Raw genomic sequence first — 14677 nt, 5'->3', positions numbered from 1 at the left:
TCGTGCCTCCTTGCCTGCAGGGTACCGCTTCGCCAAGGGCTAGATGGGTTAGGACGGTAGCATGGAAAACCCCTCATAGTAGCAGGAACAGCTGAAGCCCTCCACAGGAACAGAACCTACATTTCCAAAAATCTTTTTATTCTACGATATAAAATATGGATTAATTGGGGCTGCTAACTGTCTTATCATAATCGTACTGTAAACATTTAAACAAAATATGTCAATTTGTCACTTTTAATTTTATTTATGTATTTTTGCAATCCCCAAAATGTTTTTAAATAATGATTGATTTACAAGTACAGGATAAGACGCACGATGAAGCCAGGCAAGGTGAAGCTTTAATTTTAGATACACCAATTAAAGCCGATGCCCGTAAATTATACATCGAAAGTTATGGTTGTGCAATGAATTTTGCTGATAGTGAAATTGTTGCTTCTATTCTTTCTGAAACAGGATTTGAAACCACAGGGGATTATCATCAGGCCGATGTAATCTTCATCAATACCTGCTCTATCCGTGAAAACGCTGAAACCAGGGTTAGGAACCGTTTGTCGCAGTTTGGTGTCGAAAAACGCCGCAACCCGAAATTAATTGTTGGGGTTTTAGGCTGCATGGCAGAACGTTTAAAATCTAAATTCTTAGAAGAAGAGCGGTTGGTCGATGTAGTTGTAGGGCCCGATGCGTACCGCGATTTACCTAACTTAATTGAACAGGTAGAAAGTGGACATAAAGCGGTTAACGTACTTTTATCCCGTGAAGAAACTTATGCAGATATTAGTCCGGTTCGTTTAAATAGCAACGGAATCACCGCCTTTATTTCCATTACCCGTGGTTGTAATAATATGTGTTCTTTCTGCGTGGTTCCTTTTACCCGTGGCCGCGAACGCAGTCGCGATGCCCATTCCATTATAGAAGAAGCAAAAGGTTTATTTGAAGCCGGTTACCGTGAGGTTACGCTTTTAGGCCAAAATGTAGATTCATATACCTGGACATCGGAAGATGGAACAGAAACCGTAAACTTTGCACAACTTTTGGAGCAAACAGCTTTGGTTAGCCCTGATTTAAGGGTGCGTTTTTCCACTTCGCATCCAAAAGATATTACCGACGAAGTTTTACATACCATTGCTAAGTACGATAACATCTGTAATTATATTCATTTACCTGTTCAATCGGGTAATACCCGAATATTGGAGTTAATGAACAGGACTTATACGCGCGAATGGTATATTAACCGTATTGATGCCATCCGCAACATTATCCCGGGTTGCGCAATTTCTACCGATATTATTGCCGGTTTCTGTACAGAAACAGAAGAAGAGCATCAGGAAACCCTGAGTATGATGGATTATGTGGAGTATGATTTTGCCTATAACTTCACTTATTCTGAAAGGCCAGGAACTTTAGCAGCGCGTAAATTAGAAGATGATATTCCTGAAGAAGTAAAAAAACGCCGTTTGGCTGAGATTTTGGCCAAACAACAGGCACATTCATTAATGCGCTTACAAGAGTGGGTGGGTAAAACCGTTCGTGTTTTAATTGAAGGCACTTCTAAAAAATCAGATCTGGATTATTGCGGAAGAGGAGATAGCGGAGCTATGGCCATTTTTCCTGCAATTGAAGGCGTTAAACCAGGCCAATATGCAAATGTATTTATCGAAAAATGCACTTCAGCTACGTTAATTGGTAAAATAGTTTAAAAAAAGGTGGAGGGTAGAAGGCAAAAGGCGTAAGGTCTAATATCTCAAATCTCAATACTCAAATCTAAAGAATGGATACACAAAATATTAAACAACGGTTCGGTATTATTGGCAATTCGCCACTGCTTAACCGTGCCATCGATATTGCAAGCCAGGTAGCACCAACTGATATGTCGGTGCTAATAACAGGCGAAAGTGGTAGTGGTAAAGAGGTGTTCTCGCAGATTATCCATCAAATGAGTGCCCGTAAACATGGTGCTTTTATTGCTGTAAACTGCGGCGCCATTCCTGAAGGAACCATTGACTCTGAATTGTTTGGTCACGAAAAAGGATCTTTTACAGGTGCACATGAAGCACGTAAAGGTTACTTTGAAGTAGCAAACGGCGGAACCATTTTTTTAGATGAGGTTGCTGAGCTGCCTTTGGGTACACAGGCACGTTTACTGCGTATTTTGGAAAGCGGCGAATACTTACGTGTAGGTTCATCTAAAGTTCAGAAAACAGACGTCCGCATTATTGCCGCAACCAATGTTGATGTGTATAACCGCGTTAAAAACGGAAAATTCCGAGAAGATTTATATTACAGGTTAAATACTGTTCCACTGCGCATACCGGCTTTGCAGGAGCGTAAAGAGGATATTTATTTATTATTCAGAAAATTCGCTGCCGATTTTAGCGATAAATACCGTAGCCCTGCGTTGCATTTGGAACCAGATGCCATTCAGATCTTAACCAATTATAGCTGGCCGGGTAATGTTCGTCAGTTAAAAAATATTGCCGAGCAGATCTGTGTATTGGAAAAAGACCGGAATGTAACCGGACAAGCCATTTTAAACTATATCCCGAACGAGGCTGGAAGTAACCTGCCAATGGCGATTAATGCGCAGTCGAAAGAAGATTTTACAGAAAGAGATATTTTGTACAAGGTACTTTTCGATATGAAAAAGGATATGGTTGAGCTTAAAAAACTCGTTGCCGAAATTATTCAGCACGGCGGAAATACCGCTACCGTTTTGGCAGATAATCCGCAGTATATCAATCAGCTCTACCGCGATGTAGAACTGCCCGCAGGGCAAGAGCATGCCTTTACCATTCAGCAACCTACACCAAGCAATAATAACATCAACAATAATAATAATAATGCTGATTATTTTGCACACGAAGCCGAAGAGGTAGAAGAATCTTTATCATTAGTGGATAAAGAATCAGATCTGATTAAAAAAGCACTAAAGAAACACAAGGGTAAGCGTAAATTTGCAGCACAGGAACTGGGTATCTCTGAAAGAACATTGTACCGAAAAATTAAAGAATTAAATTTATAATTTAACGTACAATTGCTTTAAGCATCAATAATGATCTATGAAAATTAAAATATTTGCTTTAATCCTTCTTGCTTCGGTATTAAACGCTTGTTCTTATAAATTCAGTGGGGCGTCAACAACAGGATTAAAAACGGTGGTTGTTCGGGTATTCGAAAATAATGCACCATTAGTGGTACCAACACTAAGTAACCAGATTACCGAATCGTTAAAGAGCCGGATCCGTAATCAGACCAAATTGATTATTTCTCCCACAGGCGAAGGCGATGCATCGTTTGAAGGCAGAATAACGGGCTATGAGATTAAACCCGTTGCGCTTCAAAATAGTCCTACACCTACTTCAGGAGCAAACAGATTAACTATAACCGTTTCTGTAAAGTATAAGAATAATATAAAAGAACACGAAAAAGAAAGTTTTGAAGAAAGCTTTACCAGATATTTCGATTTTCCGATCAATGGGGCACCAATTCAAACCTTATTGCCTGGGGCTATCGAAAATATCAACAAACAATTATCGGAAGATATTTTTAACCGGGCATTTGCGCAGTGGTAAATAAAGCAGGATTCTAAAATACAAAATTTTCAAAACCCGTCTACATTTTTTTAACTTAGCGGCAAACCTCGATAATGGATAACAAAAAGCTACTGGCAGATTTACTTGCGCAACCTGGAAAGGTTGGACCAGAGCATGTATCCATGTTGCAGGAAATGGTGGCGCAATTTCCATATGCTCAGCCCATTCATTTACTGTTAGCCAAAGCTAATGCATCAGCAGTACCAAAAGCAGCGCTTTATAGCCAGGGGCATGTGCTGTTCCATATATTAAACATGGTTTCAGTTCGTGAAACAACAGAAGAAGGAGTAATTAATGAGGTTGTTACTGAAAATACACAGGATGAACAGGTCGTTTTTGAAGAAATAAGAGAATTAGCTCCAGATCTTCACTCAGAAAAGCCAATAATTCCTATAGAAACGCCAAATCACCTGCCGGGTATTGATAGTCATTTAATGGACTTACCTGCAGATGATGATTCTTTTATTGAAAGTGTAGCTGCTACTGATTTTTTTGCCTTTGAACAGAAATTAAGTACCGATGTGGTTACGGCGGCACCAGAAATTGAAACGGTTGTTCCTGATGAGCCGGAGAGGAATTTTGTTTCGCAATATAACGACGATAAGCTTCCGTATACGTTTTTATGGTGGCTGGCTAAAACCCGTAAAGAGCACGAGCAGATTTTTCAGCCTTATGCGCACCCCAATGCCGGTAAGGTAAAACCACAGGCACAAAACAACCAGCAGCAAGAAAGAGCTGAGTTTCAACAGCAATATGTAGAGCATATCTTTCACATTCAAACACCTTTCGAGGTAGCCGATCATTTAGCTGAATATCCTTCTGCCGAAATTAAAGATGCAAAGGGAACCGAAATTATCGAACGGTTTTTGAAAGAAGATCCAACAATCAAGCCTCCGAAGCCAGAACAGATAGACAATGAAAACAAGGCAAAGAAAAGTGCAGAAGACAATTACGACCTTGTTTCGGAAACTTTAGCTAAAATTTATATCGAGCAAATGCTTTATCACAAAGCCATAGATACTTATAAAAAATTAAGTTTGAAATATCCGGAAAAAAGCCGTTACTTTGCCGACCTTATCCAATCTATAGAAAAGAAATTTTAAAATATAATATTACCATGGTAACCTTTTTAATCATTTTATTAATTATTGCGTGTGTGGCCTTAGGCTTATTTGTTTTAGTACAAAATCCTAAAGGCGGAGGTTTAGCTACAGGCGGTGGCACCAGTAACATGTTTGGTGTACAACGTACTGGCGATGTTTTAGAAAAAGGATCGTGGGTATTGTTAACCTTGATCGTAGTGTTAACCCTTGCTGTTACTACAATTGCTAAAACCAGCGGCGGTACTGCAGCAGTTGGAAACTCAGCTATTCAAGAGCGTTTAGATAAAACACCATCACCATCTCCACTTGGCGGAAATTTAAACAGCACTAAACCTGCTGCTTCTACTCCAGCTAAAACAGATTCGACAAAGAAATAAGTAATACTTACCCGTATTTTATAAAGCTTTCCTCAAAAGGGAAAGCTTTTTTGGTTTTTAACGAAGCTGTATCATAAATATAGAATTGTCATCCTGAGCCTATCGAAGGACCTGTTGAGATGCCTCGCAAAGCGTTTCGACAAGCTCAACGTGACAAGTTCGAATGGAATCACAACTTATAATACAACCTATTTTGTTTTTTAACATTCCGTAAAAAATGAATTAATAGCCTTGGTCTCTTAACACACATTTAACATAAAAAGCTTTAAATTGCAGCATGAAATTAAGTGTGCTGGTTTTATTTACTGCTCTCGCCGTTGGTCTTTCCATCGGGATGGTTAATTTTTATTTTCAGCATAGCCTGTATTACATGGCTATTTCTTTTGGCGTATCGTTTCTGTGCAGTTTTTTGGTTTTTTATTATTTGCTCGAGAAATATATTTACACCAAAATTAAACTTATCTACAAGCTCATCCATAACCTTAAATTAGGTAAAGATTTAAAAGATGCGCTCGGCGAGTACGTGAGTGCTGATCCGATTAATGATGTAGAGCAGGAAGTAAAGGAATGGGCTGGCGCAAAGAAAAAAGAAATAGATTTATTAAAAAAACAGGAACAGTTTAGAAGAGAGTTCCTTTCAAATGTTTCGCACGAGTTTAAAACCCCGCTTTTTGCCATTCAGGGTTATATCGAAACTTTACAGGACTGTTTGGTAGATGACCCGGATCAGGCTGTTTTATTTCTGAAAAAAGCAGAAAACAATGTAGAGCGACTGAGTTATTTAATTAATGATTTAGACGTTATTTCAAAATTAGAAACAGGCGAATCGCCAATTAACTACCAAAAGTTCGATTTTGTACAATTGGCGAAAGAGGTAATGGAAAACCTCGAAGACCGCGCTGAAGCAAAAAACATTAAACTCTTTTTTAAAGATAAATATACTGCCATTACCTTGGTTTCGGCCGATCGCGAGAAGATTAGGCAGGTGTTGATTAACTTGCTGGTAAACAGTATTAAATATGGAATTGATGGTGGCGAAACAGCCATTAAAATTTTTGAACTTCACGATCAGGTTTTGATCGAAGTTACCGATAATGGTATCGGTATAGAAGAAAAACATTTGCTACGCTTGTTCGAACGTTTTTATCGCATCGATACCCACCGGGCGAGAGAAGTTGGAGGCACGGGTTTAGGTTTAGCCATTGTAAAACACATTTTAGAGGCACATCAACAAACCATTTCGGTAAGAAGTACGCCTGGCATAGGTACTACCTTTGCTTTTACACTACAAAAAGGCGGGTAGCTTTAGTGCCATGATCATCATGCTTCAATTTTTGCCATGGAAACATGGAACACCCGGAAAATATAGCATCTGATTTCGTTCCGAAAAGTAATTTACCACTGTTGATAACCTATTTATTTCATTGTCAGACACCTAAAACTATTGAAATAAGCCAGGCCTGATTAAATAAGGCGATAATTAGTTAATATAATTAATAAATTAACATTAACTTAACATTGGGCTTGTAGCTTTGCAACATATTAAAAATTAACATGAACAATATTTTTAAGTTCTTTACACCTCAAGACAAAAAGTTTCATCCGCTTTTCGAGCAAGCAGGTAGCAATGCATTAAAAATTGCAGAAACCCTTTTAGAAATGGTTAGCACAGGTGATGCGGAAAGCAGAAAAACAATTTTTAAAGAAATTGAGCGCCTGGAGCATGTAGGTGATGATATTACCCACTCAATTTTTCTTGAACTGAGCAGGAACTTTATTACGCCATTTGATAGAGAAGACATCCATGCACTGGCTACTGCCGTTGATGATGTTGCCGATTATATTTATGGTACTGCAAACCGTATGCAGATGTATAACATGAATACCATTAACGAGCCGATTGTTAAAATTGCCGAGCTTTTGGTAGAAATGTGTACCGATATTGATAAGGCAATTAAAGAATTACGCAGTTTCAAAAATATCCGCGTAATTGCCGATGCTTGTATCCGTATTAACAGTGGCGAAAACCAGGCTGATTATGTATTTACATTAGCGGTAGCCCGTTTATTCGAATACGAAACCAATGCGATTGAATTAATTAAACAAAAAGAGGTTTTACAAACGATAGAAAAAGCGACAGATAAGTGTGAGGATGTGGCGAATGTGCTTGAAACTATCTTGGTTAAAAACGCTTAATAAAAAACAAACATGGTAACTACCTTATTGGTTGTTGTTGTAATTCTGGCTATTGCTTTCGATTACATTAATGGCTTTCACGATGCCGCTAACTCGATTGCAACAGTTGTTTCTACAAAAGTTCTTACGCCTTTTCAGGCGGTTTTGTGGGCTGCGCTGTTTAATTTCGCTGCCTACTTTTATTTTACCGACCACAAAGTAGCCAATACAGTTGCTAAAACGGTAATTGAAAATTATATCACTTTAGAGGTTATCCTTGCAGGTTTAGTTGCTGCGATTATCTGGAACCTTTTAACCTGGTGGTATGGTATCCCTTCAAGTTCATCACATACCTTAATTGGAGGTTTTGCTGGTGCAGGTATGACACATGCATTACTTATAGGCGCCAGTCCGCTTGATGCTGTAAACATGGGTTATGTAATAAAAATTGTTTCTTTCATTGTACTGGCACCAATAATCGGTATGGTGATATCAGTTGTATTAACACTGATTATTATCAATATCTGCCGTTATGCTAAGCCCGCAACTGCTGAGAAATGGTTTAAACGCCTGCAATTGCTTTCTTCTGCTGCATTAAGTTTCTTCCACGGAGGTAACGATGCCCAAAAGGTAATGGGAATCATTGCAACGGCTTTAATTGCTTCAAAAGTAATTCCTAATTTCGAAGCTATGCCTGCATGGGTGCCAATTGCCTGTTATTCGGCAATATCGTTAGGTACAATGAGTGGCGGCTGGAAAATTGTTAAAACAATGGGTTCCAAAATCACCAAAGTAACCGCGCTGGAAGGCGTTGCTGCAGAAGGTGCTGGAGCGGTAACTTTAGGTATCACAGAGCATTTCGGTATTCCGGTTTCTACAACGCATACCATTACGGGTTCGATTGTAGGTGTGGGTGTAGTAAAAAGCGTTTCTGCAGTACGTTGGGGAGTAACCATCAACTTAATCTGGGCCTGGATTTTAACCATTCCGGTTTCAGCTACATTAGCGGCCATTATTTATGCAGTGATTTATTACTTAAAATAAAAACAGAATCCTTTAATATACCTAAGAGACCAAAGCTAATTGCCTTGGTCTTTTTTGTTGGTGTTAGTTTTTTTACCACAGAGCGCATTTAGGTTTATGGTGTTTACCACAGAGGCCACGGAGTTTTTACACGGAGTAACACCGAGCTCTTGGGCCTAACTCCATGTCCTCTGCTTTTTCTCTATGTTCTCTGTGGTTTTCTTCAACTACGCCCAGACTGACATACGAAAGAATTTAAGAAATGTAGTTTCTTAGGGTCTTAGGGAAATATTAGGTGCCTGAAGTCCTTCTTTATAAGGAGAACAGGAAAGCGTTCGCTGAGCCCGTAATAAATAGCTGAAAATTAAAACTTAACGCTTATTTCTACTAAATCAGTTCCGTTTTTAGGCAATACCCAATCTGGGCCTTCTTGAATCAGTCGTTTTGCCTCCGCATCAGCTTTTTTGTTCAGTGATTTTATAACGCTGATATTGGTTGGCCGTCCGTTACTTTTAACTTTGAAACTTAAAATTACAAATTGTTCCGGGCCTTTAGGGTTATAAAGTTTGTTATTATTCTCTAAGTATTGACTATAGTTGATGGTAGACACGGGAACAGGTTTCGTAATGCTATCAGCTGATTTCCCATCCAGGTTTTGTTCTGCACGCAATGTGATTTTTGGTGCAGCAATATTTTCTTTCTTATGACCGTTCGAACCTGTAATTAATGCAATTTCATTTAGCGATTTATTCCCACTTAAAGCACTTTTAATTGCATTAGGATCTTGCAGGCCAGCTACAGGCAATTCTTTAAAACCAATGGCGTTAATCAATAAGTCTTTATCTTTTGCGTTGCTATCAGCAGGTAAATAGAAATAACCTTTAGCATCAGTTGCGGTTACATTTTTAGAACCGGCTAACTTTACCACAGCACCCTGAACAGGTTGGCCATTGCTTTGGTCTACAACATTGCCACTAAACGCGATTTTACTCGAGCCATATGCCGGAGCAGGTGTTGCAGCCACCACAGGTTCATTAAGTGCACTTTGTTCTGTCTTTGCTTTATAAGCGTAAGCGCCAAGGCTTTCTGCTTTTGCGGCTCTAGCCCGATTATAATCTGAAACAGCTTTTGCTTCGGCAATTTGTTGTTCTGCACGTTCTACAACAGGGCTCGTTTTAGTGTTTTTTGCCAAATCACCCGTTTTTGCTGCTGTAATGGCTTTATCAACTAATGCTGCTCTTGTGGTACTTTGTGCTACGGTATCTTCTTTTGGTTTCGCAGACGCAATTGCTGTTGTGCTATCCAACTGAACCATTACACCACCTTGTTTGTGTGCTGCAATTTCTGCGTTTCGGCGGTTGGTTTCGCGCATAAAGAATAAAATACTTACCGCAATAAAAGCTACTGTTGCTGTTGCTGCAATACTTAACCTTTGAGTAGTAATGCCCCAAAGTTTGCGTTTTATAGGTTTCTCCGAAACACGGTCGTAAAGTTGTTTTTGTAAAATAGAAAGTGTTTGCTTGCGTTTGGGCGATTGTTTCAGACCTTCTAATGCTTCGGCAACAAAAGGATCTTCCAAAGCCTGTCTTTCTACAAAGTGCATAGCTTTAGCATCAAGCTTACCATCCAGGTAATCTTCCAGAACATCAATATCTAACCAATCGTTATTCACTACTGTTTTTCTCTATACAAATCTTCAAATTCCGCTTACCATTCTGGATGTAACTCTTAACTTTAAGCATGTCGTAGCCCGTAATATCGGCCACTTCTTTATAACATTTCTCTTGTAAATAAAATAAATCTACGCTTTTTCGCTGTTCTTCAGGTAAAGTTTCCATACACTTTTCCATAATGGTAAGCTGCGTTTCTTTTGTGTTGTCTATATCCAGATGCACAAACTCGCTATTTTCCACAAAAGTATCGTCTAATGAGACATTATTTTGCTTGGCCGATTTCCGTAGTGCCATTAAACAGTGGTTCCGCGTTAAAACATGAAGCCAGCTTTTAAAGTTCTGTACCTCATGTATTTTCAGCTTCGTTACCAGTTCTTCAAAAATCTGCATTACCGCATCCTTGCTTTGCTCTTCATCTTTGAAATAGTTTAAACAAACCCCAAACACCAAATGCATATATTTATTGTAAAGCGTACCCAACGCGTCTAAATCGCCCGTATTTTTATACTCGGCAATCAGTTTGGCGTCTTCTTGCTGGGCGTTCCCAGCTGTGTTTTTTATAAACCTCAAAAAAATGGCAGCTATTTCGAATTATCTTTCAAGTATAAAAAATATTTCTGAGTGATGGCACATAAACTAATTTTTTAGGAAGAGAAGGTCCTAAATATTTTACCTTGTTCACTATCTTTTTAAGTGGTTTAACATTGTTGCCATGCGCAAAGGCTTATCTTTGAGGGTAAATAAAAAAATATGGCAGTTGTTTTGCTGAACATGATTAAACACACAAAATGAAAAAGATCAATATTTTATCGGCATCACTGGCCATGCTGGTATTTGCAAGCCTAAATGTTAGCGCACAGATTAAACTGAGTGATATATTTAAGAAAGTAACCGAAAAACAGGGTACTACCACAGCCGCTACCGGAACGCCATCTACTTTTGAAATAGGACAGGGGATTAAGGAAGCGTTACAAATTGGTGTTTCTGCAGGTGCCGACAGGCTTTCGCTTAAAGATGGCTTTTTAGGCAATCTGGCCGTTAAAATTTTGATGCCTCCTGAAGCACAAAAGGTTGAACGAACATTACGTGGCATAGGTTTGAACAAACTTTGCGATAATGTGATTGTAAGCTTAAACCGTGCCGCGGAAGATGCTGCTACTGAAGCAAAGCCTATTTTTATCTCAGCCATTAAACAAATGACATTAACCGATGCCACCAATATTCTTTTGGGAAACAAAGACGCAGCTACCGAATACTTTAAAAGGGTAACTACTTCTCAGCTGATGCAAAAATTTAGTCCAATTGTAACCACAAGTTTAAATAAGGTAAATGCCACCAAATATTATAGCGACTTAACTACACAATACAATCGCCTGCCTTTGGTTAAGCCTGTAAACACGAATTTAACCGAATACGTTACCCAAAAAGCGATAGATGGTTTATTTGTTGAAGTTGCGAAGGAAGAGCTTAAAATCAGGGGCAATTTAAGTTCAAGAAGTACAACCTTGTTGCAAAAAGTATTTGGTTACGCCGATAAGAAAAAGATTTAATCTGTGTAATTGTGGTTAGAGAGGACACGAACCACGGCGGAAAGAAGTCAATTGCCCCGGTCTGTGTCCTTCTTCCCCGGTCTGTGTCCTCACAGACCGAATTAGATTTAAGTGTAGGTATTGATTGTGGTTCGTGGAGACAGGAACCAGAGCGAAGGATAGAATCGACCAACACAAAGTTTGTATTAAGTAAAATATAGCTTCTGCTTCTCTTCAAAAACCGCAGACACAAAAACTATTTGTAAAATTGTACATGACGAAAATCAGCACCACATTAGTTTCTATTTTAATTCCCTGCGTTGCATTAATTATTTCCTGCAATAGCAATAAATCTGAGGAAGAAAATACTAAAGCCGTTTTAGATACTGTTTCTTTAAGCAGTAAAAATTTCGCATTAGCCTATCAGGATGGAGATAAAATTGTAGCCACGAGTATCGATACGATGAAACAGATTTCGTTCGGTGGTGCTACCGATCCGGCTATTTCTCCTGATGGAAATAAACTGGCCTATACCCTGAGCGATTCGGCCGGGAACAGATCAGTTTGGGTTGCCGACATGGAAAACAAAAGCCAGGGGAAATTGCAGGTAAATAGCAATAATTATTATCAGGCCATGTGGTCGGCTGATGGAACTGCGATTGCTTTCAATATTTTTAACAGTAAAAACCTATGGAAGATCGGTGTAATTAAAACCGATAACTCGGGATATGTGATGCTCGATAGTGCATCTAAAATAAATGTTTATGCGCCAACCTGGAAAAATGAAAAGGAAATCATCGGACAGGATCTTACCAACCTTTACACCTTTGATCGTACCGGAAAGTTAATCGATACTAAATTGATAACTGATTTGATCGGAAAAGAATTTTCCATTGCAAGTAGCAACCGTTTCTTTTATACAAAAGACGGGACAAAACTAATTTTTAATGCGGGAAATACCGATGTTTTAGACGGATTAACAGGGCCGAGTGAAGCCGTTTATGTTTTAGATCTGGCCAGTAAAAAAATACAGCGGATTTCGCCTAAAGGTATAAACGTTCCTTATGTTTTTCTTACAGCCGATGATCGGATTTTTTATAGTGGAGCTGAAAAACCTTTTACGCATAGCAAAATATATGTTTCTGATTTAGACGGAAATATTAAAACGGTAGTAGATAAAGGCAACAACCCAACGGGTGCATTGAAATAATCTGCTTATCATATTTAGATTAACATGCTAAATAATACAAGAATTGTTATAATAGGAATTGGTGGCGTAGGTGGATATTTCGGGGGCTTACTTTCTAAGAAATACACCAGCGGAAATGATGTAGAAGTTGTTTTTGTTGCCCGTGGCGAACATTTAAAGGAGATACAAAATAAGGGCTTAACCGTTATAAATGGAAACGATAGTTTTGTAACTGAGCCCTATTTGGCTACCGATGATTATAGTAAGATTGGCGTGGCCGATTATATTATAATCTGCACGAAAAGCTACGATTTAAAACAAACCATCGAAAAGTTAAAGCCCTTAATCAACCATAGCACGATATTGTTGCCACTTTTAAACGGTGTTAGTGCAAGTGAAGAAATCTTAGAAATCCTGCCCCATGCAAATGTTTTAAAAGGTTGTGCATTTATCGTTTCCAAAATTAAATCGCCAGGTATAATTGAAAATTCTGGCAACATTCAAAAGCTGTCTTTTGGTATGGATGGACCACTTAGTGATGAGGTTTTACAGCTAAAAGATTTAATGTTTGATGCGGGAACCGATGTAACGGTTTCGGATAAAATCTCTACCGCCATCTGGGAAAAATTTATATTTATTTCTCCTACAGCTACTTCCACATCCTATTTCGATAGCACTATCGGAAAGGTATTGGAAGAGCACCTTGAAACTGTTCTGGAGTTAATTGAAGAAGTGAAAAACCTTGCCCTGGCTAAAGGCGTAACCATTAGTGATGATATTTCGGGCAAAACATTAAATACAATGAAATCGATGCCCTACGAGGTTACCTCATCCATGCACCGCGATTATCTCAATCAGAAACAGCAAACAGAAGTGGAGTCGTTAACAGGCTACATTGTACGCGAAGCCGAAAAACTTGGTATTGTTGTACCGACTTATCAAAAACTGTACAAAGGATTGCTCAAAAAAGGATCATTGTAAGTCGCTAAAAATTAGACTGTTTGAATCTAAAATGTCGGTTTTCTGAAAAAAGTAAAGAAAATTTAAAGTAATATTGAGGCTCATCCGTTTACTGGGTTATTAAGCAAAATTTAGTGCCAACAAACGAACCTCAAAATATCATTTCAACGGTTGCCAATTATGGTAAGCGCTTATTCAGTTTCATCCGTGGAAGGGTGAATACGGATGAGGATGCGGAAGATATTTTACAGGATGTATGGTTTCAGCTCAGCAATCAACCCGAAGCTGGTGCTATTGAGCAGATTAGTGGCTGGCTGTATCGGGTGGCAAGAAATAAGATCACCGATAAATACCGTAAACAAAAAGAAGAATCGTTAGAAGATTTCACTTTCGAAGGTGAAGATGGCGAAATCAATTTTAAAGAAATTTTACTTGCCGAGGCTTACTCACCAGAGGAAGAAAGTTTAAAAAAACTATTCTGGGATCAACTGTTTTTGGCCTTGGAAGAACTGCCTGAGAATCAGCGTTACGTGTTTGTTCAGAACGAATTGGAAGAACGCACTTTTCAGGAACTGGCGGATGAAAGCGGAGAGAATATCAAAACATTAATATCAAGAAAGGGTTATGCGGTAAAACACCTGCGTAACCGTTTACAAAATTTATATCAGGAATTTATTAACTATTAAATTTGCAGACATGATGAATAGAAATTTTAATCGGCGCAAGAAATTTATTTTCTTTTTACCCGTAGCGGTGCTCATTGCAGCGGTATTGGGTTATGTGGTTATGTTTTTATGGAATTGGATTTTACCTGAGGCGGCACATGCAGGCAAACTTAATTATTGGCAAGCCCTCGGTTTACTTGTGCTGTGCAGGTTGCTTTTTGGGAACTTTAATAAAGGTGGTCATGGAGGACATAATGGTTTCCGTGAGCGGGCAAGGAGCATGCGTGCTAAATGGGAGACAATGAACGATGAGGAAAGAGCGAAATTCAAAGAAGAATATAAACGGAGATGTGGCGGGTGGGGCCACCACCGCAATAAGGAATAATTAGGAAG

Annotated in this window: 15 protein-coding genes; 13 read left to right on the top strand and 2 right to left on the bottom strand. The window is 38.8% G+C overall.

Annotated elements, in window-relative coordinates; translation table 11 throughout:
* Positions 1–281 precede the first annotated feature (281 nt).
* The 8 genes from miaB to AC07VK_RS15700 all read left to right on the top strand — a co-directional run bounded on the left by miaB (position 282) and on the right by AC07VK_RS15700 (position 8289).
* Positions 282–1697 (top strand): tRNA (N6-isopentenyl adenosine(37)-C2)-methylthiotransferase MiaB, encoded by a 1416-nt coding sequence (miaB, locus tag AC07VK_RS15735; protein ID WP_492953901.1) that lies wholly within the window; start codon positions 282–284, stop codon positions 1695–1697.
* 71 nt (positions 1698–1768) lie between these two features.
* A complete protein-coding gene (locus tag AC07VK_RS15730; RefSeq protein WP_492953902.1) occupies positions 1769–3019 on the top strand; it encodes a sigma 54-interacting transcriptional regulator in 1251 nt (416 codons plus the stop codon).
* A 37-nt stretch (positions 3020–3056) separates the two neighbouring features.
* Complete coding sequence (locus tag AC07VK_RS15725; protein ID WP_492961618.1) at positions 3057–3569, top strand: LPS assembly lipoprotein LptE; 513 nt, start codon at positions 3057–3059, stop codon at positions 3567–3569.
* A 74-nt stretch (positions 3570–3643) separates the two neighbouring features.
* A complete protein-coding gene (locus AC07VK_RS15720) occupies positions 3644–4693 on the top strand; it encodes a DUF8458 domain-containing protein (RefSeq protein WP_492961616.1) in 1050 nt (349 codons plus the stop codon).
* 14 nt (positions 4694–4707) lie between these two features.
* Entirely contained in the window at positions 4708–5070 is a 363-nt protein-coding gene (gene secG / locus AC07VK_RS15715) for a preprotein translocase subunit SecG (protein WP_108197142.1), read from the top strand.
* Positions 5071–5347: 277 nt separating this feature from the next.
* Positions 5348–6373 carry a sensor histidine kinase gene (locus tag AC07VK_RS15710; RefSeq protein ID WP_492953905.1) on the top strand — a complete coding sequence of 342 codons (1026 nt, stop codon included), beginning with the start codon at positions 5348–5350 and terminating at the stop codon, positions 6371–6373.
* Between the two features lie 251 nt (positions 6374–6624).
* Positions 6625–7266, top strand: a complete 642-nt coding sequence (locus tag AC07VK_RS15705; RefSeq protein ID WP_029274248.1) for a DUF47 domain-containing protein — start codon at positions 6625–6627, stop codon at positions 7264–7266.
* Positions 7267–7278: 12 nt separating this feature from the next.
* Entirely contained in the window at positions 7279–8289 is a 1011-nt protein-coding gene (locus AC07VK_RS15700; protein ID WP_057933200.1) for an inorganic phosphate transporter, read from the top strand.
* A gap of 343 nt (positions 8290–8632) precedes the next feature.
* Here AC07VK_RS15700 and AC07VK_RS15695 read toward each other — a convergent pair whose 3' ends face one another.
* Positions 8633–9940 carry a carboxypeptidase-like regulatory domain-containing protein gene (locus tag AC07VK_RS15695; RefSeq protein ID WP_492953906.1) on the bottom strand — a complete coding sequence of 436 codons (1308 nt, stop codon included), beginning with the start codon at positions 9938–9940 and terminating at the stop codon, positions 8633–8635.
* Positions 9933–10511 (bottom strand): RNA polymerase sigma factor, encoded by a 579-nt coding sequence (locus AC07VK_RS15690; RefSeq protein WP_492953907.1) that lies wholly within the window; start codon positions 10509–10511, stop codon positions 9933–9935. Before AC07VK_RS15690 ends, AC07VK_RS15695 begins: the two co-directional genes overlap by 8 nt.
* Before the next feature lie 218 nt (positions 10512–10729).
* Here AC07VK_RS15690 and AC07VK_RS15685 point away from each other — a divergent pair, with 218 nt between their 5' ends.
* The 5 genes from AC07VK_RS15685 (at position 10730) to AC07VK_RS15665 (ending at position 14669) form a co-directional block, all read left to right on the top strand.
* Positions 10730–11491, top strand: coding sequence for a DUF4197 domain-containing protein (locus tag AC07VK_RS15685; RefSeq protein WP_230142821.1), 762 nt, complete (start codon positions 10730–10732; stop codon positions 11489–11491).
* A gap of 253 nt (positions 11492–11744) precedes the next feature.
* Entirely contained in the window at positions 11745–12680 is a 936-nt protein-coding gene (locus AC07VK_RS15680; RefSeq protein ID WP_492961613.1) for a TolB family protein, read from the top strand.
* 24 nt (positions 12681–12704) lie between these two features.
* Positions 12705–13640: a ketopantoate reductase family protein gene (locus AC07VK_RS15675; protein ID WP_492961611.1), complete on the top strand. Its 936-nt coding sequence runs from the start codon at positions 12705–12707 to the stop codon at positions 13638–13640.
* 113 nt (positions 13641–13753) lie between these two features.
* Entirely contained in the window at positions 13754–14305 is a 552-nt protein-coding gene (locus tag AC07VK_RS15670; protein ID WP_057933206.1) for an RNA polymerase sigma factor, read from the top strand.
* A 10-nt stretch (positions 14306–14315) separates the two neighbouring features.
* Entirely contained in the window at positions 14316–14669 is a 354-nt protein-coding gene (locus AC07VK_RS15665; RefSeq protein WP_492953911.1) for a hypothetical protein, read from the top strand.
* Positions 14670–14677 lie beyond the last annotated feature (8 nt).

Source organism: Pedobacter sp. GW821-FHT01D05, assembly GCF_059422505.1.
Note: the sequence above shows the minus strand (reverse complement) of the source record. Positions and strands in the feature narration are given on the sequence as shown.

Bases quoted from the DNA above. Each gene is read 5' to 3' on its own strand.
- miaB (WP_492953901.1), top strand. From the start codon at position 282: ATGATTGATTTACAAGTACAGGATAAGACGCACGATGAAGCCAGGCAA.
- AC07VK_RS15730 (WP_492953902.1), top strand. From the start codon at position 1,769: ATGGATACACAAAATATTAAACAACGGTTCGGTATTATTGGCAATTCG.
- AC07VK_RS15725 (WP_492961618.1), top strand. From the start codon at position 3,057: ATGAAAATTAAAATATTTGCTTTAATCCTTCTTGCTTCGGTATTAAAC.
- AC07VK_RS15720 (WP_492961616.1), top strand. From the start codon at position 3,644: ATGGATAACAAAAAGCTACTGGCAGATTTACTTGCGCAACCTGGAAAG.
- secG (WP_108197142.1), top strand. From the start codon at position 4,708: ATGGTAACCTTTTTAATCATTTTATTAATTATTGCGTGTGTGGCCTTA.
- AC07VK_RS15710 (WP_492953905.1), top strand. From the start codon at position 5,348: ATGAAATTAAGTGTGCTGGTTTTATTTACTGCTCTCGCCGTTGGTCTT.
- AC07VK_RS15705 (WP_029274248.1), top strand. From the start codon at position 6,625: ATGAACAATATTTTTAAGTTCTTTACACCTCAAGACAAAAAGTTTCAT.
- AC07VK_RS15700 (WP_057933200.1), top strand. From the start codon at position 7,279: ATGGTAACTACCTTATTGGTTGTTGTTGTAATTCTGGCTATTGCTTTC.
- AC07VK_RS15685 (WP_230142821.1), top strand. From the start codon at position 10,730: ATGAAAAAGATCAATATTTTATCGGCATCACTGGCCATGCTGGTATTT.
- AC07VK_RS15680 (WP_492961613.1), top strand. From the start codon at position 11,745: ATGACGAAAATCAGCACCACATTAGTTTCTATTTTAATTCCCTGCGTT.
- AC07VK_RS15675 (WP_492961611.1), top strand. From the start codon at position 12,705: ATGCTAAATAATACAAGAATTGTTATAATAGGAATTGGTGGCGTAGGT.
- AC07VK_RS15665 (WP_492953911.1), top strand. From the start codon at position 14,316: ATGATGAATAGAAATTTTAATCGGCGCAAGAAATTTATTTTCTTTTTA.